At 70.9% G+C, this 19,957-nt stretch carries 19 protein-coding genes; 6 read left to right on the top strand and 13 right to left on the bottom strand.

Translation table 11 applies throughout. The features are described 5' to 3' along the window. Positions 1–181: 181 nt before the first annotated feature. The gene (locus ACTJK8_RS12780) at positions 182–601 is read right to left on the bottom strand and encodes a hypothetical protein (protein ID WP_012329951.1); all 420 of its coding nucleotides are present in this window, start codon (positions 599–601) and stop codon (positions 182–184) included. A 59-nt stretch (positions 602–660) separates the two neighbouring features. On the opposite strand from ACTJK8_RS12780, the gene ACTJK8_RS12775 reads away from it, so the two are divergent. Continuing rightward, positions 661–1,521, top strand: coding sequence for a hypothetical protein (locus ACTJK8_RS12775; RefSeq protein WP_440762003.1), 861 nt, complete (start codon positions 661–663; stop codon positions 1,519–1,521). A gap of 878 nt (positions 1,522–2,399) precedes the next feature. On the opposite strand, the gene ACTJK8_RS12770 is transcribed toward ACTJK8_RS12775, so the two are convergent. Then, positions 2,400–3,146 (bottom strand): MauE/DoxX family redox-associated membrane protein, encoded by a 747-nt coding sequence (locus tag ACTJK8_RS12770; RefSeq protein ID WP_012329948.1) that lies wholly within the window; start codon positions 3,144–3,146, stop codon positions 2,400–2,402. A 1,112-nt stretch (positions 3,147–4,258) separates the two neighbouring features. Here ACTJK8_RS12770 and ACTJK8_RS12765 point away from each other — a divergent pair. The 3 genes from ACTJK8_RS12765 (at position 4,259) to ACTJK8_RS12755 (ending at position 5,587) form a co-directional block, all read left to right on the top strand. Further along, positions 4,259–4,483 carry a hypothetical protein gene (locus ACTJK8_RS12765; RefSeq protein WP_440762002.1) on the top strand — a complete coding sequence of 75 codons (225 nt, stop codon included), beginning with the start codon at positions 4,259–4,261 and terminating at the stop codon, positions 4,481–4,483. Beyond that, positions 4,480–4,704, top strand: coding sequence for a hypothetical protein (locus ACTJK8_RS12760; RefSeq protein ID WP_440762001.1), 225 nt, complete (start codon positions 4,480–4,482; stop codon positions 4,702–4,704). The genes ACTJK8_RS12765 and ACTJK8_RS12760 overlap by 4 nt, the downstream gene beginning before the upstream one ends. A 466-nt stretch (positions 4,705–5,170) precedes the next feature. Then, complete coding sequence (locus ACTJK8_RS12755; protein ID WP_440762000.1) at positions 5,171–5,587, top strand: DUF421 domain-containing protein; 417 nt, start codon at positions 5,171–5,173, stop codon at positions 5,585–5,587. Between the two features lie 7 nt (positions 5,588–5,594). Here ACTJK8_RS12755 and ACTJK8_RS12750 read toward each other — a convergent pair whose 3' ends face one another. From ACTJK8_RS12750 to ACTJK8_RS12700, 11 genes are read right to left on the bottom strand one after another with little or no spacing between them, the layout of a single operon-like run. After that, the gene (locus ACTJK8_RS12750; protein WP_440761999.1) at positions 5,595–5,891 is read right to left on the bottom strand and encodes a cytochrome C oxidase subunit IV family protein; all 297 of its coding nucleotides are present in this window, start codon (positions 5,889–5,891) and stop codon (positions 5,595–5,597) included. Beyond that, positions 5,888–6,565 carry a cytochrome c oxidase subunit 3 gene (locus ACTJK8_RS12745; RefSeq protein ID WP_440761998.1) on the bottom strand — a complete coding sequence of 226 codons (678 nt, stop codon included), beginning with the start codon at positions 6,563–6,565 and terminating at the stop codon, positions 5,888–5,890. The genes ACTJK8_RS12750 and ACTJK8_RS12745 overlap by 4 nt, the downstream gene beginning before the upstream one ends. Further along, the gene (gene ctaD / locus ACTJK8_RS12740) at positions 6,562–8,259 is read right to left on the bottom strand and encodes a cytochrome c oxidase subunit I (protein ID WP_012329940.1); all 1,698 of its coding nucleotides are present in this window, start codon (positions 8,257–8,259) and stop codon (positions 6,562–6,564) included. Before ctaD ends, ACTJK8_RS12745 begins: the two co-directional genes overlap by 4 nt. 28 nt (positions 8,260–8,287) lie before the next feature. Beyond that, positions 8,288–9,370 carry a cytochrome c oxidase subunit II gene (gene coxB / locus ACTJK8_RS12735; protein ID WP_440762054.1) on the bottom strand — a complete coding sequence of 361 codons (1,083 nt, stop codon included), beginning with the start codon at positions 9,368–9,370 and terminating at the stop codon, positions 8,288–8,290. Continuing rightward, positions 9,367–9,924, bottom strand: coding sequence for a hypothetical protein (locus tag ACTJK8_RS12730; RefSeq protein ID WP_058607998.1), 558 nt, complete (start codon positions 9,922–9,924; stop codon positions 9,367–9,369). The genes coxB and ACTJK8_RS12730 overlap by 4 nt, the downstream gene beginning before the upstream one ends. Continuing rightward, positions 9,917–10,882: a hypothetical protein gene (locus ACTJK8_RS12725; protein WP_012329937.1), complete on the bottom strand. Its 966-nt coding sequence runs from the start codon at positions 10,880–10,882 to the stop codon at positions 9,917–9,919. The genes ACTJK8_RS12730 and ACTJK8_RS12725 overlap by 8 nt, the downstream gene beginning before the upstream one ends. Next, entirely contained in the window at positions 10,879–11,406 is a 528-nt protein-coding gene (locus ACTJK8_RS12720) for a c-type cytochrome (protein ID WP_127992980.1), read from the bottom strand. Before ACTJK8_RS12720 ends, ACTJK8_RS12725 begins: the two co-directional genes overlap by 4 nt. Then, positions 11,403–11,930 (bottom strand): DUF3341 domain-containing protein, encoded by a 528-nt coding sequence (locus ACTJK8_RS12715; RefSeq protein WP_440761997.1) that lies wholly within the window; start codon positions 11,928–11,930, stop codon positions 11,403–11,405. The genes ACTJK8_RS12720 and ACTJK8_RS12715 overlap by 4 nt, the downstream gene beginning before the upstream one ends. Further along, the gene (gene nrfD / locus ACTJK8_RS12710; protein ID WP_440761996.1) at positions 11,927–13,285 is read right to left on the bottom strand and encodes an NrfD/PsrC family molybdoenzyme membrane anchor subunit; all 1,359 of its coding nucleotides are present in this window, start codon (positions 13,283–13,285) and stop codon (positions 11,927–11,929) included. The genes ACTJK8_RS12715 and nrfD overlap by 4 nt, the downstream gene beginning before the upstream one ends. After that, positions 13,282–16,077 (bottom strand): 4Fe-4S dicluster domain-containing protein, encoded by a 2,796-nt coding sequence (locus tag ACTJK8_RS12705; RefSeq protein WP_043074976.1) that lies wholly within the window; start codon positions 16,075–16,077, stop codon positions 13,282–13,284. The genes nrfD and ACTJK8_RS12705 overlap by 4 nt, the downstream gene beginning before the upstream one ends. Continuing rightward, positions 16,065–16,724, bottom strand: a complete 660-nt coding sequence (locus ACTJK8_RS12700; protein ID WP_024827459.1) for a cytochrome c3 family protein — start codon at positions 16,722–16,724, stop codon at positions 16,065–16,067. Before ACTJK8_RS12700 ends, ACTJK8_RS12705 begins: the two co-directional genes overlap by 13 nt. Positions 16,725–17,022: 298 nt before the next feature. Here ACTJK8_RS12700 and ACTJK8_RS12695 point away from each other — a divergent pair, with 298 nt between their 5' ends. After that, on the top strand, positions 17,023–17,967 hold the full coding sequence (locus ACTJK8_RS12695; protein WP_440761995.1) for an SMP-30/gluconolactonase/LRE family protein: 945 nt from the start codon (positions 17,023–17,025) through the stop codon (positions 17,965–17,967). A gap of 196 nt (positions 17,968–18,163) precedes the next feature. Next, entirely contained in the window at positions 18,164–19,954 is a 1,791-nt protein-coding gene (locus ACTJK8_RS12690; RefSeq protein WP_012329930.1) for a thiamine pyrophosphate-requiring protein, read from the top strand. Positions 19,955–19,957: the final 3 nt, after the last annotated feature.

Below are 19,957 nucleotides of genomic sequence, written 5' to 3'. Positions count from 1 at the left end.
ACGCCTTTTCTCGAGCGCGTCGTCCGGGCCGAGCCGCTTCGAGTGGGAAGCTGGAACGGCAGCATGGACCGCACGGCCATCAGCGCGGCGCCGGCCCATCGGGAGTGTCGTCAGATGGTCGCCTCGTCCCACCCCATCGCCGGCACGCGCGCCCGCGAGTCGATCCGCCGGGACGACGCCGTCACCGGCCGGTCGTGGTGGTCGATTTCACCGGCTTCGACCCCGGCTCGTGCGCCATGGTCTTCGTGCGGGACTCCACCTCGCCGTCGCGGACCTTCGTCTTCGTGTGCGACTTCGAGAAGGTCCCGCCGTCGTGGGCCATCGCCTTCGACTGCCCGTTGAGTCCTCCGTTCCCGGTCCCGTTGACGTGCGAACGATCGTTGGTCTTGCCGCCCGCCGCGCTTCCGCCGGTCGCGAGCGACGAACCCGTCGACCCGTCTGCGCCGGTCGAGGTGCCGCCGGTGCCGACGGTCGAGGCCGACGTGCCGCCGGCCGCGGCCGAGCCGGCCGAGCCCCCGGTGGCGCTGGACTGGGCGAACGCGAGCGCCGGTGCGACGAGGAGCCCGAGGGCCGCGAGCGGAACGATGTGTTTGGTCGTCATGTGATCCTCACTTCCCCTTCGGGACGGTGACGACGCAGTCGCCGTCTCCGGTGGTCGTCATGGTCGTGCCGCCGGAACTCGAACTGGAGGCCGAGCTGCTGCTCGATCCGTTGCCGGATTTCGTCGTCACCGAGGGGCCGCCCGTGGTCGCACTGCTGACGCCGCCCGGACCGGCCGTGACGGAACTCGACATCGAGCCGGTGTCGCCAGCCCCGTCGGAATGCACGACCTTGCACGGCTTGCCGTTCGGGCCGGTGGTGACGGTCGTGCTCCCGGAGACGCCGTTCGGGCCGGTCGTGACCGTGCTGGTCTGGGCGTGGCCCGCGACCGAGCCGGCGAGAATGAAAGTGCCGCAGAGTAACGGCATGATCAGGCGAGGCATGTTCCGGTCTCCTCGAAGACAAGGAGGGCGCGATCCTCCCGGACCGCGCCCGGTGCTTGCACCCGCCGAGGGTCAGCGCTTGTTGTGGCCCGGGGCGTTCTCGGAGTTGCCGGGGCCGCTCTTGTCATGGCCCGGGGCGCTGCCCGACTTGCCCGCGCCGTCCGACATCCCGGACGAGGAACCGCCCGTGCCCATCGACGAGGAACTCGTGCCCTTGCCCGCCGAGGAACCGCCGGTGCCCATCGACGAGGACGAGCCGGAGCCGGAACCCGCGGACGAGCCGCCCGTGCCCACCGTGGAGGAGCTGGTCCCGCCGCCCGCCGACGAGCCGCCGGTGCCAAGCGTCGAGGACGAGCCGGAGCCGGTGCCGGAGCCCGAGGAGGAACCGCCTGTGCCCACGGTGGAGGAGCTGGTCCCGCCGCCCGCCGAGGAACCGCCCGTGCCGACGGTCGAGGACGACTGGGCGAGGGCCATGGCCGCACCGCCGATGACGAAGGTCGTCGCGAGGGCGGCGACGCGAACGTGCTTCAGCATGTAGAATCTCCGATTGAATGATCGTACGGCGCTGAAACGGGCAGATTGCGCAAACCGTTCCAGCAAAAACGGCAATATCCGCGCACGATGCCAACACTAACGGCAGCGGAATGTGCGTGATTCATCGTGTTGAGCATGAGTGTGTCGCGAGGAGAAACCCGCTCTGGAGCCGGTTTTGCCTTCGAAGCGGCAGGCGTCGACTTGCGCGGGGTGGCCTCGCCCGAGGTCGGTCACGTGCTGGCGTGACGCGCGGCCAGGAACGGCGCTCCCGAAGGGACCGTTCCATCGTCGGCTGGGGCTTTATTGGAGAGCGAGGCCTGGTCGGCAGCCTGGACGGAAAGCGGCGATGCCACCGCCCTACGGTGTGCCGATGGGGCTTCGCGGCGGGGAGGGCGAGGCGCGGCCGGTCATCAAACCAAGCTGAGCCGGCGGCGGCCCGAAAACGCTTCGGTCATCGTCGGCCCCGCGGCCGCTTCGGATGCCGCCTCACCAGCGGCCGCAGCCGTATCCGCCGAAGCCGACGTATCGGCGCTCCTCGCAGGTGCGCACGTCCCTGTGTCCGCAGCCGCCGAACTGCGGTGGCGGCGGGTCGGCCAGGGCGGGCTAGGGGGCCGCAAAGACGTCGCCCGCCAGCGTCATCACCCCGAGCACGGCCAGTGACAGTCCGCGAACCATCAAACGCCTGCCTCGTCCCCGGATGCCGCCGGTCACCGACCGGAGACGGTGCACGGGGCGGAGCGGTCCCATGGGGTACGTCCGCGAGGCTGGATGCCCGTCACTGGGCCGCGACCTCACGAAGCTTGGCCGCGACCTGGCATGATGCCTGCGCCATCGGCGACTGCGCACGGTTCAGGCGGCTCGACGGGCTGGCGTGGGCGGCGCTCAGTGGTGCATCGCCAGCATCCAAAGGGCCATCGCGACCATCATCACGTTCTCAGTCAGCGAGACGAAGCCGAGCGGCACCTTGCTCGCCCCGCCCACACAAGCGCATTTGATGTCTCGCTGATCGACGTAGACCGCCTTGAACACCGACACCGCCCCGACCGTGCCGATGAACAGGGCCACCGGGATCGAGATCCAGTTCAGCGCGCCCGCCACCATCAGGACACCCGCGATCCCCTCCAGAAACGGGTAGGCGTAGGCGTAGCGGACCCATCGCCGCCCGAGCAGGTCGTAGCCCAGGAACATCGAGGAGAACGACTCGACGTCCTGGAGCTTCAGCAGGGCGAGCACGCACATGCTGAAGGCGACGAACCACTCCGCCGCGCGCATCGTCAGCGGCGTGCCGTACACGGCGTAGCTGGCCGCCAAGGCCATCAGCGCCGTCATCGAGAAGACCGCGATGACGGGCGTGTAGGTCGGCTTGTTCGGATCGTTGGCGGCCTTGCCGAAGTGGCGCTGTAGGTCGTCGAAGCCGCCGACGCGCGCGCCGTTGATGAAGGTCTGCGGCGTCGACGTGACCTGGTGCTCGGCCTTGAAGCGGTCGGTCTCGGCCCGGTCGGTCAGGAGGTGATCCTCGACCTCGAAACCCTGGCGTTCAAGCAGGTCCTTGGCCTTCAGGCCGTAGGGGCACGTGTGTTCGGGGGTGACCATCCGGTACAGGACGGCCTTGCGGGCGGCTGACGGCATGGTCGGCTCCGGCTCGATGCGGGTCGGGAACGGCGTCGCTGCGCGACGGTGACCCGGTGGCAATTCGTTTTCTCGACGGACACCGCACGGCATTGGTTGCCCGACGCCGGCGCCCGACACTTCACAAATGCGTTGATGGTGGGGAGCGTTACCAGCGTCGGCGGGGCTGGGAACACCGCGCCGACGATCAGCGGTGCTTCGAAGACGACCAAAGTCGGTCAGATTGAGGGGGCGGCGCCTGATGGTTGGCACCTCCCCTCGGCGTCCGAGGCGGGTGGCTGTCTGCCCGTCCGCTTCTGGTCGATCGAGACACCGAAGCAGACACAGCCGCGGTGGTCGCTCGCGCCGCTCCTCGTCTCCTTGAATGACCCCCTCACCGGCTGCCCACCGAGGCTGTATCCATCCGATAGTCCTTGGCTATCCGCCGATGTCGCCTCCGAACGATTGAGCGATCCGTTCCGGACGGCGGAAGCGCCTCAAGCGCTTCCTCACCTGAGCCTACCCCGAGCAGGGAGATCGCGCTGTGTCAGCTGTATCGTAAAGGCCAATCCGAAGATGGATCACTCCGGCGATGCCCGTGAGATGCACCGTGATCGTCTCGATCATCCACGAAGAGGGCGCGGCGGCTGCGCGAGTGCCTCGCGTCCAGTCGCTATCGCAGCCTCAGCGCGGTCACCGCATGGGCGTGCCGGCTGTGACCGAGGCGACACGCGGTCCATCACGGGCGCCGGTTCGATCGCTCCGGCGCTTCCCGGAGTTCGTGCTCCTCACGGATCTTGAGCTTGCCGATGTCCGGGGTTCGGCTGAGAAGCCGGTCGGAGTGCCGCGCGCGGCCGTCATCTGCGCGCGGGCCGTTGAGCCGACCTGCGTCTCCATCTTTGATCGAGGGCTGGGCCTCAGCCTCCGTCGACCTGGACGATGGCGAATGCCAGATCGTTGGAACGCATCCCCCCGGCGCTCTAACGGGTGCGCCGAGTGTGAGCCTGATGGAGACCGCCGCGAATGACGCGACCAGAAATCCCCGCTCGGCTCGAGGAACGGTTTTGCCAGCTTGACCGTAACTGGACCAATCGATCGCGATAGCGCGGCGAGAAGATCTAGGCGGTCCAGGCATGAAGCGCGCTCCATTCCGCATCACGATCTGTATCAACGGCGACCGGCGCATCCTCCTCGCGACGACTGAGCGAGAGGCTGCGCTCAAGGCCGAATCCGTTCTTCGACGCTTTGACACGTCCCCCGGCGGTGCGGGCTTCGTCATCGAAGCGTCGGACTTTCAGGCTCGCGCGCGCCTAGCGGCCTATCTGGCCGACGTCGCCCTCGAGACGGAAGCCGCGTGATCGGCCTCAGGATGACGGCGTCGTACAACGAGGTCCCGTTCGTACTGGGAGCCGCGGGCGTGCGATCAGTCGAGATCATCGACGGCGGCGACACGCTGGCGGTTCGATTGCGCTCGCCCGACGACAGTGAGTTCTGCGTCCTGCTGCCGATCAGCGTCGTGGGCGACCTCCTGTTCCAGATCGCGGATGTGGTGAGCCGCAGCCATGACCCACGCTCGTGACCGAAAGAATACCCGCGTAGACGAAAGCGATGACCCAGTGCTCGACGCGGTCGCGGTCCTTCAGTGTCACGGCTACACGGTTGAACCGGATGACGACTTCGCCCGCTGGCGGATCGATGGCGGTGACTGGATCACGCTGAGCGCCCTGCTCGCGATGGCTTTGCGATTGGGTTTGAGGGACGGGCCGGGACGAGCACAGTAACCCTTGCCGGAGAAGGCGCGATACTGACCGCTTTCGGTAAGCGCCGATGGCATTCCGCCCGATCGGATCGGCCCGCGTGCGGACGGAGTGCCTCGGGTCGATTTCAGGTGACCTATTTCCAGGCCGCGCCTGCGGCCCGTGGGATCCCGCGGCAGGGCGGTTGCGCTGTCGGAGGATTCGGGCACCCAGAGGTCACCGCGATGTTCCTCGACACCCTCTTCGGCACCGGCCGCGACCTGACCCTCTGGCAGGAATGCGCGCGCCGTGCTCATCTTCGCTTACGGGCTGCTGCTGATGCGGCTCTCGGGCCGGAGGACCTTCGGCAAGTGGTCGGTGCTCGATATCGTCGTGTCGATCATGCTCGGCTCCTCCCTCAGCCGGGCCTTGACCGGAAGCGCGCCGCTGTTCGGCACGATGGCGGCGAGCACGATCCTCGTGCTGCTCCACTGGCTGCTCGCGCAGGGCGCGACGCGGTCCCCGCGTCTGGCGTGGCTCGTCGAGGGTGCGGCGATCGATCTGAGCCGCGGCGGACGGCTCGACGAAGCCGCCCGGCTGCGCCAGTCGGTGAGCGCGGCGGATCTCGCGGAAGCGCTGCGGCAGGCGGGGATCGACAGCGTCGGCGAGACCGCCCGGATCACCCTGGAGCCCAGCGGCAAGATCACGGTGAAGCGGGCGGGCTGAGACGGCGTCAGGTCCGCGCGAGGCGGCTCAGCACGTCGGCCAGGGTCAGCGTGAACAGGATCGCCGACCAGAACAGGCCGCAGGCGGCCGTCAGGCGGATCAGGGCCGGGGCCCGGACGAGGCGCATGAACAGGAGGGCCACGAGACCGGCCTGCGTGGCGGCGAGGGCGAAGCTCACCGCCGGGTTCCAGGCGCCCAGCGGCACGTAGGCGAGCGCGCAGCCGACCGCCAGCAGCGCCATCAGGCCGAGCCAGACCGGCAGCACGCGGCGCCAGATCGCGCCCGCGGAGACGGGGGCGCTCATCCCGCGCGCCCCACGAGGTAGAGAGCCGGATAGAGGAACAGCCAGACCATGTCGACGAACCCCCAGTAGAGCGTCGCGACCTCGACCTGCGGGCTTCCGGGCAGGCGCCCGGGGTCCCGCCAGCCGATCCGGACCAGCCGCGCGACGATCCCGACGCCGATCATCAGGTGGAGGCCGTGAATGCCGGTCGACAGCCAGTAGAAGCCGAAGAACAGCTGCGTGGCGGGCTCCTCGAGCTTGAAGGCCGCTCCCGGCACGAGGTGCTCGGCGATGTCCTCGCGATACTCCAGGCCCTTCACGGCCAGGAAGGCGAGGCCGAGGAGCGCGGTCGCCGCGAGGCACCACAGCGTCAGGCGGCGCAGGGACGGGTGGTCGGAGGCGCGCGAGGCGACGGCGGCGGTCAGCCCGCTGGTCAGGAGGATCGCGGTGTTGAGGGTGCCGTAGACGATGTTCGTCTCCCGGGCGGCCTGCGCGAAGGCCTCGGCGTGCTCCAGCCGCACGGCGGCGTAGAACAGGAACAGGGCCCCGAAGAACAGCACCTCGCTGGCGATGAAGATCCAGATGCCGAAGGTTGCGCCGAAGCGCTGGGCGGACAGCGCCGCGTCCTCGGGGAGCTTCAGCCCGTCCCACGGTTCGCGGAGCAGGGCGTCGGGGGCGACGGCGGGATCGCTCATGTCAGCGAGCCCTGCGAGGGGACGCGCGGCTGGTCCTGGAGGGGGACCGCGCCCTCCGGGTGGTAGTTGTAGGGCTTGCCGAGCACGGCCGGTCGACCGACGAAGTTGTCCCGCGGCGGCGGCGAGGTGGTGCGCCACTCGAGGCCCGCGGCGTTCCACGGATCGTTCACCGCCCGCGCGCCGAAGAACAGCGACCACGTCAGATAGCCGAGCGGCATCAGGTAGGCCGCCGCCAGCACCGCGGCGCCGGAGGAGGAGAGCACGTTCCAGAGCTGGAATTCCGGCGGGTAGACGTGGTAGCGCCGCGGCATGCCGAGGTAGCCCGCGATGAATTGCGGGAAGAAGGTCAGGTTGAATCCGAAGAACATCAGCACGGCTGCGAACTTCGCCCAGGTCTCCGGGTACATTCGACCGGTGAATTTCGGCCACCAGAAGTGCAGCCCGGCGAAGTAGGCCGAGACGGTCGCGCCGACCATGATGTAGTGGAAGTGCGCCACGACGAAATACGTGTCCTGCACGTGCACGTCGATCGGGATCGAGGCGAGGAACAGCCCCGTCAGGCCGCCCACCGTGAACAGGCCGATGTAGCCCAGCACGTAGAGCATCGGCGACTCGAACCCGACTTGCCCGCGATAGAGGGTGGCGGTCCAGTTGAACACCTTGATCGCCGAGGGCACGGCGACCACGAAGGACAGGAACGAGAAGATCAGGGCCGCGTAGGGCGACATGCCCGAGGTGAACATGTGGTGGCCCCAGGTGAAGAAGCCGATCACCGCGATGGCCACGAGCGCGTAGACCATGAACTCGTAGCCGAAGATCCGCCGCCGCGCGAAGCAGGTGATCACCTCCGAGACGATACCCATGCCCGGCAGGAGCATGATGTAGACGGCCGGGTGCGAGTAGAACCAGAACAGGTGCTGGAACAGGATCGGGTCGCCGCCCTTCGCGGGGTCGAAGATCGGCAGCCCGAGGCTGCGCTCGGCCACGACGAGGAGCAGCGTCAGGGCCAGCACGGGGGTGGCGAGCACGAAGATCAGGCTCGTCGTGTACATGGCCCAGACGAAGAGCGGCAGACGGAACCACGTCATCCCCGGCGCCCGCAGCAGGTGCGTGGTCGCGATGAAGTTCACCCCCGTGGCGATGGTCGAGAAGCCGGAGACGAACACGCCGAGCACGCCCACCGTGACGGCGGTGTTGGAGAAGGTGGTGGAATAGGGGACGTAGAAGGTCCAGCCGGTGTCGATGCCGCCCGCCACGACGGCGGCGGCGGTGATCAGCCCGCCGACGACGTTGAGGTACCAGCTCGCGAGGTTGAGCTTCGGGAAGGCGAGGTCCCGCGCGCCGATCATCAGGGGCAGCAGGAAGTTGCCGAACGTGGTGGGGATCGACGGGATCAGGAAGAACCACACCATGATCACGCCGTGGAGCGTGAACAGCTTGTTGTAGGTGTCGGCGCCGACGAGGTCGGCCTGGGGCGTGAACAGCTCCAGCCGCACCATCGTGGCGGCCGCGCCCCCGATGAAGAAGAACAGGGTCACCGACAGCGCGTAGAGGATCGCGATGCGCTTGTGGTCGGTGGTCGTGAGCCACGATCCGAGCGTGCTCCCGGCCGCGAGGTAGCTCTCGGGCAGGCCGAGGGCCAGCTCGTCCGGGTCGGCGAGGCTGAGGGGGCTCTGCGCGACGCGGCTGCTCATGCGCGCTCTCCTGGTCGCCGGGACGGGGTCACGGCCGCACCGCCGGTCCGGCGGGGGCCGGGGTGTCGGAGACGGGGGCGCCCGGCACCATGGCGGGGCTGCGGGCGGGCGCGGTGCCGGGAACCCGCGACGACAGGGGCGGCAGGCCGGGCGTGCGGATCACCCGCGGGCCCGCGCCCAGCGAGCGGATATAGGCGGTGAGCTCCTGGATCTCCCCGTCCGACAGCAGGCCGGCGTAGCTCGGCATGACCGGCGCGTAGCCCGCCACGATGTCCCGGGCCGGCTGGAGGATCGAGTCGCGGATATAGGCCGCGTCGACCGTCGCGCGCTTGTCTCCCGCGAGCTGCACCGCCTGCCCCCAGATGCCGGCGAGGCTCGGGGCGTGGACCGACGAGCCCGGGGCGTGGCAGCCCGAGCAGCCCCGGGCCGAGAACAGGCGCTCGCCCTGGTGGGCGAGGTCGTCGCCCTCCGGCTGGGCCGAGAGCCAGGACGCGTAGTCCTGCGGCTCCATCACGATCACCCGGCCGAGCATCCGGGCGTGGTCGGTGCCGCAATATTCGGTGCACATCAGCTGGAACGTGCCGGTCTTGGTGGCCTGGAACCACGCCTCGGTCGTCTGATCGGGCACCGCGTCGCGCTTCAGCCGGAAGGCCGGGATGTAGAAGGAGTGGATCACGTCTTGCGAGGTCAGGACGAGGCGCACCGGCGCGTTCACCGGCACGTGCAGCTCGTTGATCTCGCGGGCGCCGTTGGCGCTCTGCGCCTTCCACATCCACTGCTTGCCGATGATGTGGACCTCGAGCGCGTCCTTGGGCGGCGAGAAGGCGGTGATCTCGGCCGACGCAGCCCACCAGAAGATGAAGACGAACACGAACAGCGTGGCGGCGGTCCAGCCGATCTCGAACTCGCGGGAGACCACTTCCGGCAGCGGCCCGCGGTCGGCCTTCGACCCCCGCCGGTAGCGGATCGCGAAGGTCACCACGAGGCCGACCACGAGGAGCACGATCAGCGCGGAGATGATCGTGAGGCCGATGAAGATCCGGTCGACCTTGGCGGCCTGCGTCGAGGCCGCCACCGGCATCAGCCAAGCGGGCAGGAGGGATTCCATCAGCGCTCCCCCTCGGAGGCGGCGCGCTGCGCGCTGCCGGGCTGCCCGTCGGGGGAGGGCAGGGCGCCCGAGGCGCCGCCCCGGCTGCCGAGAGGGGGCACCCGCTCGGGCTGGAGGGGCGCGGCGAAGCCGGCATCGCCCTGCGCCGCCAGGCGGGCCATCGCCGCGTCGACCGGCATGCGGGCGATGCCCTTCTCGCGGTCGATCCAGGCATAGCCCGTGAGCCGCGCCTTCTGCTCCCTCAGGAAGGCGTCGAGGTCGCGCGCCGGGGCACGCTGGAGGCGGGGCTCGGGGACATCGCGCGGCGGCCGCATCAGCGGCAGGGTCACGGTGCGGGTGTAGTAGACGCGCAGGCCCGCCAGCGTCGCGCCCACGAAGACCACGATGAACAGGCCGGTCAGCAGCACCGGGCGCAGGGCCAGGACGGGCGCCTCCGTGCCGGGGCGGGCATGGCCGACCGCGTCGTCGTGGACGCCGGTGTGGAGCTGGCCCTCGGCCGGAGGCACCGGTCGGTCGCATGCTCGGTCAGGCGCTCGGTCAGGCGCTCGGTCAGACATGGCGCGGCCTCCCGGCGGCGCGGATGCGGGCGACGCGGCGGCCGACCGGCCGCGAGGCGGAGGCGAGCAGGGCGAGGCCCGGCACGGCGAAGAGGGCGGCGAGCCCCGCATCCGCGCCGTAGGCCGGGAGCACGTACCACGCGAGGTGCAGGGCGATTCCGACCAGCACGAGGAGCCCGACGACCCGCAGGGCGGCGGCGCTCCGGCGCAGCCTCGCGAAGAGCAGGGCCGCGAAGGGGAGGATCCCGCCGAGCGCGACGGCGGCGGCGAGCACGGCGACCCAGGCCCCGGTGCCGCGCTTCAGGTACCACGCCGCCTTGGCGGGCAGGTCGCCGTACCACGCGACGATGTAGGACATCAGGCCGAGGTAGAGGACGCCGAGCAGGCTCGCGAGGATCAGCCCGGCGAGGTCCGCGGCGCGGGCCTCGTCGAGCCCCGGCGGGCTCGCGACAGCGGCCCAGGCGAGGGCCGCCAGGATCTGGTGCAGGGCGATCCCCGCCGCGAAGGCGGACGAGGTGAAATGCGGCTCGACCGAGAGGATCCAGTCCACGGCCACGAGGCTGATCGTGAGCCCGTAGAAGCTCAGGCCCAGAGCCGCGACCAGCGGCCCGCAGCGCCCGGCGATGTAGAGGAGGGCGAGGGCCGACCAGCCGGCGAGCGCGAGCGCCGCCCGCAGGTCGAACAGGGCCGGATCGAGATAGAGCCGGGCGACGTCCGGCTTCACCCTCCCTGCCTCGGCCGCCCAGGGATAGAGGGCGGGCAGGCCGAGCGCGACGCCGAGGAAGGCCAGGCCGGCGAGCGGCACCAGGGCGGCGGCCGGGCGCAGGGCGGGGGCCAGGGCCTCGCCCCAGCGTCCACCGGTCACGCCGTGGATCAGCATCAGGACGAGGCTGCCCACCGGCACCGCACTCCAGACGAGCCACGCGACGAGCCAGCCCCGGGCGAGGGCGTCCATCATGGCAGGTGCTCCGCGAGGCCCGGCACCGCCGCGACGCGGGCTCCCTGGGAGAGCTGCAGCGCGCGGATGTAGGCGGCGATCGCCCAGCGGTCGCGGGGCTCCACGCGGTTGGCGTAGGGGTACATCACCCCGTAGCCTCGGGTGATCACGTCCACGAAGTACCGGGCGGGCGCCGCGCGCAGGCGATCCTCCTGGTAGGAGGGCGGCGGCGGAAAGCCCCGCTGCACGACCATGCCGTCGCCCGCGCCGGTATAGCCGTGGCAGGGGGTGCAGATCGCCTCGTAGCGCTCCCGGCCCCGGGCCAGCAGGGCCGCGTCGAGATGCGGCGGCGTGGCGAGACCGTCCGCGACGGCGAGGTCACCCTGAGCCACCGTTCCATCGGGCGGCGTCTGCGCCTCGGCGCCCCCGGGAAAGAGCGGCGCCTTGCCGTAGACTTCGTAGCGGTTCTGCACCCGCATCGACTGGTCGTCGCAGGCCGCGAGGCACAGGGCCGGCAAGGCGGCGAGGAGGAGGGCGGCCCTCATGCCCGCAACTCGGACACGAGGACCGCGCCGGCCTCCTCCAGCCGCCGCCGCAGCGCTGCGGGCTCGGCTTTCGGCGCGACGAGGAGCAGGAAGCGGTCCTGGCTCGCCCGCTCGAACTGCGGCATGTCGTGGACCGGGTGGTTGAGCCGCGGCAGGCCGCAGGCCCAGAGCATCGCGGCGAAGCCCGCGACGGCCGCCGCCAGCACTCCGAACTCGAACGGCACCAGGGTGAAGACCGGCCACGAATGGAGCGGCCGGCCGCCGGAATTCAGCGGATAATCCACGACCGCGCTGTACCATTGCAGCCCGTACATCGCGGCCGCCGCGCCGAACCCCGCCACGGCCATCACGAACCGCACGGGGTTGCGCGCGGGCGGGAGCGCGCCGGACAGCTCCTCCAGCGGGAAGGGCGTGTAGGCGTCCAGCGGCCGGTGGCCGTCGCCGCGCACGAGGCGCAGGGCCCGCGCCAGGGCGTCGGGGGTCTCGAACTCGGCGAGGAGCGGCGCGCGGCTGGCGGCACTCATGCGGCGGCCCCCGCCTCGTGGCTGAGCTGCCGAACCTCGTGCATCGAGACCGCGGGGAAGATCCAAACCAGCACCAGGAAGCCGAGCACGAACAGGCCGAGGGGCCCGAACAGGATCGCGAGGTCGTAGAGACTCGTATGGTAGGTGCGCCACAGGCTCATCGCGTGGCCGTGCGAGAGCGTGTTCCACACGATCAGGATGCGCTCGAACCACATCCCGACATTGATCACGACCGCGATCCCCGCGAGCACCCAGAGGTTGCGGCGCGCGAACGGGAACCACAGGGCCTGCGGCACGACGCAGTTGCAGACGATCAGGGCGTAGTACAGCCAGCGGTAATCACCCGCGAAGAAGTAGCGCACGACGTCCCGGTCGGGATGCTCGCCCCCGTACCAGGCGGTGAACCATTCGGTGGCGTACGACAGGGTCATCACCACGCTGGCGAAGAGCATGACCTTGCCCATGACGTCGAAATGGGCCGGCGTGATCACCGCCTGGAGGTTCAGGCCCCAGCGGACGAAGATCGCGATCATCACGACCATCGCGAAGCCCGAATACATGGCACCGACGACGAAGTAGGGTGGGAAGATGCTCTCCTGCCAGCCGGGCATGAGGCTCGCGGCGAAGTCGAGGCCGACGATCGAGTGCACCGAGCAGACCAGCGGAACGGCCAGCGCCGCCATGGTCTTGTGGAAGGTCTCGTAGACCTGCCAGTGCCGGGCGGAGTTGCGCCAGCCGAGCGCCAGGGCGCCGTAGATCACCTGGCCCCGCCGGGTCGTGGCCCGGTCGCGCATCGTCGCGAGGTCGGGCAGCAGGCCGGTGAACCAGAACAGGGCCGAGAACAGGATGTAGCTGAGGATCGCCCAGAAATCCCACACCAGCGCCGAGCGCCATTGCGGCCAGAGATCCATGGTGTTGGGGTAGGGCGCCAGCCAGTAGGCGTAGAGCGGCCGCCCGAGATGGATGATCGGGAAGATGCCGGCGATCCCGGCGGCGAACAGGGTCATCGCCTCGGCGAAGCGGTTGATCGAGGCGCGCCAGCGCTGGCGCGTGAGCAGCAGCATCGACGAGATCAGCGTCCCGGCATTGCCGATGCCGATCCACCACACGTAGTTGGCGATGGAGAAGCCCCAGACGACGGTGGTGTTCACCCCCGACAGGCCGATCCCCACGGTGAGCACCGCGCCGACGGCGCCGAGCGTCACCAGCACGAAGGGCAGGGTCGCCAGCAGGGCGTAGACCCAGAGCCGGCCCGGTCCCCGTTTCTGGATCGGGTCGGCGATCGCCGCCGAGATCGCGCCGTGGCTGAGCTGCGCCGGGGCGATCCAGCGATGGGCCTGCGGGTCGCCGCTCATGTCCGGCCCCCGAGGTCGGGGTTCGGGGCGCGGAGATCCGCGAGGTAGGTGGTGCGGGGGCGCGTGTTCAGCTCCTCCAGCAGGGCGTAGTGCCGTGGATCCTGCCGCAGGCTCAGGACCGGGTCGCCGGGCCGGGCGAGGTCGCCGAAGGTGATCGCGCGGGTCGGGCAGGCGGACTGACACGCGGTGGCGACGGCCCCCATCGGCCGCCCGTCGCGCGCGGCGTCCTGGCGCGCGTTGGCAATCCGCTGGACGCAGTAGGTGCACTTCTCCATCACCCCCCGGGCGCGGACCGTGACGTTCGGGTTGCGCTGCGCCTTGACGCTCTCGACGCCCATGGTCGCGTAGGGCTGGCCGTCGGCGTAGCCGAAGAAATTGAAGCGCCGGACCTTGTAGGGGCAGTTCGCCTCGCAGAAGCGCGTCCCGACACAGCGGTTGTAGACTTGGAGGTTCAACCCCTCGCCGTCATGGACCGAGGCCGCCACCGGGCAGACCGGCTCGCAGGGCGCGTGCTCGCAATGCATGCACGGCACCGGCTGGAAGCCGGCATTCACCGCCTCGGGCGTCCCGGAATCGTAGAGGTCGACCCTCAGCCAGTGCATCATCCGACCCCGGGCGATCTCCTCCGGCCCGACGACGGGCACGTTGTTCTCGGACTGGCAGGCGACGACGCAGGCGTTGCAGCCGATGCAGGCGTGGGTGTCGATCACCATCGCCCAGGCATGGCCGTCCGCGTCGCCGGTCCAGGGGGCGAGCAGGGTCGGCCGGTCGTCGCCGATGCCCTCGGGCTCTGTGTCCTTCAGGTCCGCCAGCGCGATCTGGCGGAAGAGTTTCCGGGTCTCGCCCTCGATCTGCGTGTAATTCTGGGTGCGCAGCACCTCGCCCGGGCGGTCGAGCTGTTCGACGCTGACGCCCGCCAGCAGGCGCGGCGACGCCGCCGTGGCGAGGCGGTAGCCGTCCGTGCCGATGCCGTTGCCGATCGCTCCGGCGCGGGGGCGCCCGTAGCCGAGCGTCAGGGCGCCGGCCCCCTCGGCGACGCCGGATTCGACCGCGACCAGCGCCTCGATGGTCCGGCCGTCCATCCCGAGGCGCACCACGTCGCCGGCCGCGAGACCGCGACGGGCGGCCTCCGCCGCCGAGAGGGCGAGCGCGTTGCCCCAGACCTGCTTCGAGACCGGCTTCGGGCATTCCTGCAGCCACGCATTGTTGGCGTAGCGGCCGTCGTAGAGGCAGGGATCCGCTCGCAATTCGACTGCGAGGCCGGTGACGGGCCGGCGCGCCGGCAGGGTCGGGAGCCGCGCCGCGCCGGGGGCGACCGGCAGGGCCGCGCTGGCGGGGATCACGCCGTCGTGCAGGGCCCGGCGCCACCAGCCCTCGAAATCGTCCCCGCCCCGGTCGCGCCACGTCGCGCGCACGAGGTCGTAGCCGGCGGTGGCGGGTTCTCCGGCGAGGAGCGCCAGGATCTCGTGGACCGAGCGCCCGCCGTAGAGGGGCCGCACCAGCGGCTGGACGAGGCTCGCCGTGCCGTCCGGCGCGCGCAGGTCCGACCAGCTCTCGAGCTCGTGCGCCAGCGGCAGGTGCCAGTGCGTGACGCCGGCGGTCTCGTCGCCGTGTGTCCCGGCATGGACCGAGAAGCCGGCCCGGCCGATCCGCTCGGCCAGGGCGAGGTCGGCGGGCGCCGTGTGGACCGGGTTGCAGCCGAGGATCGCGAGGCAGGTGACCGCGCCCCGATCGAGATCCGCCGCCAGGGCGGCGAGATCGGCGGGCGCCGCCTCCTCCGGCGGCAGATAGGCGACGGGTGCCTCGAGCCGCCCGTTGATCCAGTGGCCGAGGGCGTGAAGCTCCGGCGCGAGGGCGCCGCCCACGAGGACCAGGGCGCGGCCCTCCGCCCGCGTCAGGTCCGCCGCCACCGCGTGGGCGAACCGCGCCGTCTCCGGCGGCAGATCGGGCACGGGGAGCCCCGCGCCCAGCCCGTTGGCGATCGCGGCGAGCAATCCTCCCGCGTCGCGGGGCGACAGGGCGTGGCGGGCATCGGCCTTGATGCCGCTCTGGGTCAGCGCGGTCTCGGCCACGTAGAGCCGCCCGAACCGCGCCGGATCCCGGCGGCGCTCCATGAAGGCGCGGCTGAAGCGGATCTGGTCCGGCCCGGGCCCGAGCGGGTCGGCGCCGACGCAGAGGATCGTCTCGGCCCGGCCGGGATCGGACAGCGTCCGGTAGCGGCGGCCGAACGCGAGATCGGCGCCGCGCAGGGCCGCCGTGTCGTCCAGGGGCTCGTGGACGTGCCAGCGCGCCTCCGGCAGCGCCGCCAGCAGGGCCGCGATCTGGCGGGCCAGGGTCGGCGAGGTGACGCGTCCGGTGAGCAGGCGCAGCCCCCTGCCATTCTCCCGGCGCGCCTGCGCCAGGGGCGCGGCCAGGGCCCGCTCGGCCATGTCCCACGAGGCGATGCCGGTCTCCCGCTCGGTCACGGTGCGGGAGCGGTCGGGATCGTAGAGGTCGAGGATCGCGGCTTCCGCGAAGACGTCGGTGGCGCCGAGGCTGGCGGGATGGAGCGGGTTGCCCTCGATCTTGATCGGCCGCCCGTCCACCGCGATGGCGTGAACGCCCCGCGCCCAGCCGCCGAGGGAGAGCGCGGTGGCGTAGCGGACCGGCACGCCCGGCAGCAGCCGCTCCGGCTCGACCACGTAGGGCACCAGCTCCTCGGAGGGTTTCGCGCAGGCGCCGAGCCCCGCCGCGATGCCGGCGGAGAGCAGGCCCAGGGCCGTGCGGCGGGTCGGCGGGGTCAGCGGTGGCATATGGAGCACTCGCTGAGCCGGTCCGGCGACTTGACGTGATAGGCCTCGGCGAGCCGCGCCCCCGCGGCCTTCTGATCGGGCGGCGGCGTCCACGTCACGTCGAACACCGCCTCGCGGGGGCGCAGGTTGGGGCCCGGGTTCCGGTGGCAGTCGAGGCACCAGCCCATGGTGAGCGGTGCCACCTGCCGCACGAGCTTCATGGTCTGGATCGGCCCGTGGCAGGTGGTGCAGCCGACGCCCTTCGCCACATGCACCGCGTGGTTGAAGTAGACGTAGTGCGGCAGGGTGTGGACCTTGCGCCATTCGAGGGGGCGCCCCTCGGCGAGGCTGGTGCGCACGGGGGCGAGCATCGGCGCGTTGGTCCAGATCTGCGAGTGGCAGCTCATGCAGGTCTCGGTCGGCGGGATGCCCGGGAAGGCGGCCTTCTCCACGGAGGTGTGGCAGTAGCGGCAATCGATCCCGAGGCCGCCCACGTGGTGTTCGTGGCTGAACGGCACCGGCTGCTCGCGGGTCACGTCCTGCTGGGTGGCGTAGGGCGAGCGCCAGTAGGCGTAGGCGAGGCCCACCCCGAAGACCGGCGCGGCGGCGAGGGACACGAGGACCAAGCGGGCGACGGCGTCGGCGCCCGGTCGGAAGATCTGCACCATTCCGCGCGTCCGCCTCCGCGAGACATCGGATCCGTCGGTCGGTCGAGGTCTAGGGGAGGCCGGCGGGCCTGGCCTCGATCTATGTTTGTCTCGTCGGAGAACGCGGGCTCGATCTCGGGCGGCAGGCGTTCGGGCGAGACGGGCTCGGCTGGGTCGACGCGCGCGGAGGCCGCCTCCGGTCGGACCGATCGGTCGGGTCCGCCGACACCCGGGTCGAGCGAACGACATCTGACGAAGGCGATTGTTTTCTCGAGGACCGCCGAGATCCGGTCCCCGACAGGCCATTCGCCGGAGTGTCATGAACGCCGAAGCCGCATCGGACCTCCTGCGTCGACCCGGCCCGCCCGCGCCCGTGCCGCACGTCGATCCCCCGCGGGCCTCCGATCCGCGCTTCTCTGCGGTGGTGCCCCACCACGCCCGCCTCGTCTCGCTCTACGATCAGGCGACGTTCAGCGAGGGCCCGACGTGGTGGCCCGCGCGGGACATCCTGGTCTGGTCGGACATCGAGGGCCGCCGGGTGCTGGGCTGGCATCCGGACGGCTGCGTCCGCGTGGTGATCGACGCCACGCCGTTCATCAACGGCAACACCGTCGATGGGGCCGGCAACCTGATCCATTGCGAGCACGGCAACCGCCGCCTGTCGCGCACCACGCCCGACGGCCGCACCACGCCGTTGGTCGAGACCTACGCGGGCCGCCGCTTCAACGCCCCGAACGACGTGGCCTGCGCCGCCGACGGCGCCCTGTGGTTCAGCGATCCCGCCTACGGCCTGCGGCAGCCCAAACAGGGCGTGCTCGACGAGTCGGAACTCGGCCATCACAGCGTCTACCGCTTCGACCCCGCCGACGGCAGCCTGCGGCGCATGGCCGACCTCGGCCAGCCGAACGGGCTGGCCTTCTCGCCGGACGGCCGCATCCTCTACGTCAGCGACACCTCGCGCACGGAGGGCGGGGACGGGCACACGATCTACGCCTATCCCCTGCGGCCCGACGGAGACCTCGGCGAGCGGCGCGTCCTCGCCCAGGTCGAGCCCGGCGTGCCGGACGGGCTCCGCGTCGATCGCCGCGGCTGGGTCTGGACGAGTTCGGGGGCCGGGGTGCAGGTCTTCTCGGCCGAGGGCCATCGTCTCGGACTGATCCCGACGCCGCAGGCCTGCTCGAATTGCTGTTTCGGCCCGGACGAGCGGCGCCTGTTCATCACCGCGAAGGAGCACCTCTACGCCATCGACCTGGCCGGTGGGTGAGGGCGCCGCGCGTCGCGGCCACCTCACGGGAACGTCAGAACGCCCGCGCATCCGGCAGGAACGCCCCCGGCGACCGCCGGTTAGCCCGTGACACAGGGCGCGACGCAGCGCGCCGAGTCAGGAATCCCGGCGCAGGTACCGAGGCGCGCGCCCCTCCGCAGGGACGCGCGGCCGCGCGGGATCGAGGAGCACCCCCATGGCCGATGCCGTCGCCGACTTCTTCTGGAAGCGCCTCGCCGAATGGGGCGTCAAGACGATCTTCGGCTACCCCGGGGACGGGATCAACGGGCTCCTCGGCGCGCTCCAGCGCAACGACCTGCCCTTCGAGTTCATCCAGGTCCGCCACGAGGAGATGGCGGCGTTCATGGCCACCGCCTACGCCAAGTTCACCGGCGAGGTCGGCGTGTGTCTCGCCACGTCCGGCCCCGGCGCGACGCACCTGCTCACCGGCATGTACGACGCCTATTCGGACCACGTCCCCCTGCTCGCCATCGCCGGCCAGCAGGCGCGCAACGTCAACGGGGCGCATTACCAGCAGGAGCTCGACCTCACGAGCGTCTACAAGGACGTCGCCGCCTACGTGCAGCAGGCGGCGAGCCCGGCCTCGGTCCGCCACATCGTCGACCGCGCCATGCGCATCGCCAAGGCCGAGCGGAAGGTCGCGGCGATCATCCTGCCCAACGACCTGCAGGACGTCCCCTACGAGGCGCCGGTGCGCAAGCACGGCAACACCTTCTCGGGCGTCGGCTACACGATGCCGCGGGTCGTGCCCTTCGACGCCGATCTGCGCCGGGCCGCCGACGTGCTCAATGCCGGCAAGAAGGTCGCGATCCTCGTGGGCGCGGGCGCGCTGCACGCCACCGACGAGGTGATCGCGGTGGCCAACAAGCTCCAGGCCGGCGTCGCCAAGGCGCTGCTCGGCAAGGCGGCGCTGCCGGACGACCTGCCCTTCGTCACCGGCACGATCGGGCTCCTCGGCTCCAAGCCCTCCTCCGACATGATGGCCGAATGCGACACGCTGCTGATGATCGGCTCGGGCTTCCCCTGGGCCGAATTCCTGCCCGAGGAGGGGCAGGCCCGCGGCGTGCAGATCGACATCGCCCCTGAGATGCTGTCGCTGCGCTACCCGATGGAGGTGCCGCTCTGCGGCGAGTCGGCCGAGACCCTCACTGCCCTGCTGCCGCTCCTGGAGCAGAAGAAGGAAGGCGGCGCTTGGCGCGCCGGCATCGAGAAGGGCGTCGCCTCCTGGTGGAAGGAGGCCGAGGATCGGGCCATGGCCAAGGCCGACCCGGTGAACCCGCAGCGCGTCACCTGGGAGCTCTCGCCGCGCCTGCCCGAGCGGGTGATCGTCACGTCGGATTCCGGCTCCTGCGCCAACTGGTACGCCCGCGACCTGAAGATGCGTCGCGGCCAGATGTGCTCGCTCTCGGGCGGCCTCGCCTCCATGGGCGCGGCGGTGCCCTACGCCATCGCCGCCAAGGTCGCCCATCCTGACCGGCCGGTGATCGCGCTGGTCGGCGACGGCGCCATGCAGATGAACAACATGGCCGAGCTGATCACGGTGGCGAAGTACAGGCACCGCTGGTCCAACAAGACCTGGATCTGCTGCGTGTTCAACAACGAGGACCTGAATCAGGTCACCTGGGAACAGCGGGTGATGGAGGGCAACCCGAAGTTCGAGGCGAGCCAGACCATCCCGAACGTGCCCTATCACAAGTTCGCCGAACTGATCGGCCTGAAAGGCATCTACGTGGACGATCCCGCCCGGGTCGGCCCGGCCTGGGACGAGGCGCTGGCGAGCCCGGTGCCGGTGGTGCTGGAGGTCAAGACGGATCCCGAGGTGCCGCCGCTGCCGCCCTTCTTCACGCTGGACCAGGTGAAGAACTTCATGTCGATGCTCGGCAAGGGCGACCCCAAGGAGCGTCACCTGCTCGCCGACACCGCCCGGCAGGTGCTGAGCTCGGTCCTGCCCGGCGACAGGAAGTAGGGC

The organism is Methylobacterium sp. 22177 (assembly GCF_052045615.1).
Taxonomy (GTDB): domain Bacteria; phylum Pseudomonadota; class Alphaproteobacteria; order Rhizobiales; family Beijerinckiaceae; genus Methylobacterium; species Methylobacterium radiotolerans.
The sequence above is the reverse complement of the archived record's forward strand: the minus strand, read 5'-3'. Positions and strand labels throughout refer to the sequence as shown.

Excerpts from the sequence above, each read along its gene's own strand:
- ACTJK8_RS12780 (WP_012329951.1), bottom strand. The coding sequence starts at position 601 with ATGACGACCAAACACATCGTTCCGCTCGCGGCCCTCGGGCTCCTCGTC.
- ACTJK8_RS12775 (WP_440762003.1), top strand. The coding sequence starts at position 661 with ATGGTCGTGCCGCCGGAACTCGAACTGGAGGCCGAGCTGCTGCTCGAT.
- ACTJK8_RS12770 (WP_012329948.1), bottom strand. The coding sequence starts at position 3,146 with ATGCCGTCAGCCGCCCGCAAGGCCGTCCTGTACCGGATGGTCACCCCC.
- ACTJK8_RS12765 (WP_440762002.1), top strand. The coding sequence starts at position 4,259 with ATGAAGCGCGCTCCATTCCGCATCACGATCTGTATCAACGGCGACCGG.
- ACTJK8_RS12750 (WP_440761999.1), bottom strand. The coding sequence starts at position 5,891 with ATGAGCGCCCCCGTCTCCGCGGGCGCGATCTGGCGCCGCGTGCTGCCG.
- ACTJK8_RS12745 (WP_440761998.1), bottom strand. The coding sequence starts at position 6,565 with ATGAGCGATCCCGCCGTCGCCCCCGACGCCCTGCTCCGCGAACCGTGG.
- ctaD (WP_012329940.1), bottom strand. The coding sequence starts at position 8,259 with ATGAGCAGCCGCGTCGCGCAGAGCCCCCTCAGCCTCGCCGACCCGGAC.
- ACTJK8_RS12730 (WP_058607998.1), bottom strand. The coding sequence starts at position 9,924 with ATGTCTGACCGAGCGCCTGACCGAGCGCCTGACCGAGCATGCGACCGA.
- ACTJK8_RS12725 (WP_012329937.1), bottom strand. The coding sequence starts at position 10,882 with ATGATGGACGCCCTCGCCCGGGGCTGGCTCGTCGCGTGGCTCGTCTGG.
- ACTJK8_RS12720 (WP_127992980.1), bottom strand. The coding sequence starts at position 11,406 with ATGAGGGCCGCCCTCCTCCTCGCCGCCTTGCCGGCCCTGTGCCTCGCG.
- ACTJK8_RS12715 (WP_440761997.1), bottom strand. The coding sequence starts at position 11,930 with ATGAGTGCCGCCAGCCGCGCGCCGCTCCTCGCCGAGTTCGAGACCCCC.
- nrfD (WP_440761996.1), bottom strand. The coding sequence starts at position 13,285 with ATGAGCGGCGACCCGCAGGCCCATCGCTGGATCGCCCCGGCGCAGCTC.
- ACTJK8_RS12705 (WP_043074976.1), bottom strand. The coding sequence starts at position 16,077 with ATGCCACCGCTGACCCCGCCGACCCGCCGCACGGCCCTGGGCCTGCTC.
- ACTJK8_RS12700 (WP_024827459.1), bottom strand. The coding sequence starts at position 16,724 with ATGGTGCAGATCTTCCGACCGGGCGCCGACGCCGTCGCCCGCTTGGTC.
- ACTJK8_RS12695 (WP_440761995.1), top strand. The coding sequence starts at position 17,023 with ATGAACGCCGAAGCCGCATCGGACCTCCTGCGTCGACCCGGCCCGCCC.
- ACTJK8_RS12690 (WP_012329930.1), top strand. The coding sequence starts at position 18,164 with ATGGCCGATGCCGTCGCCGACTTCTTCTGGAAGCGCCTCGCCGAATGG.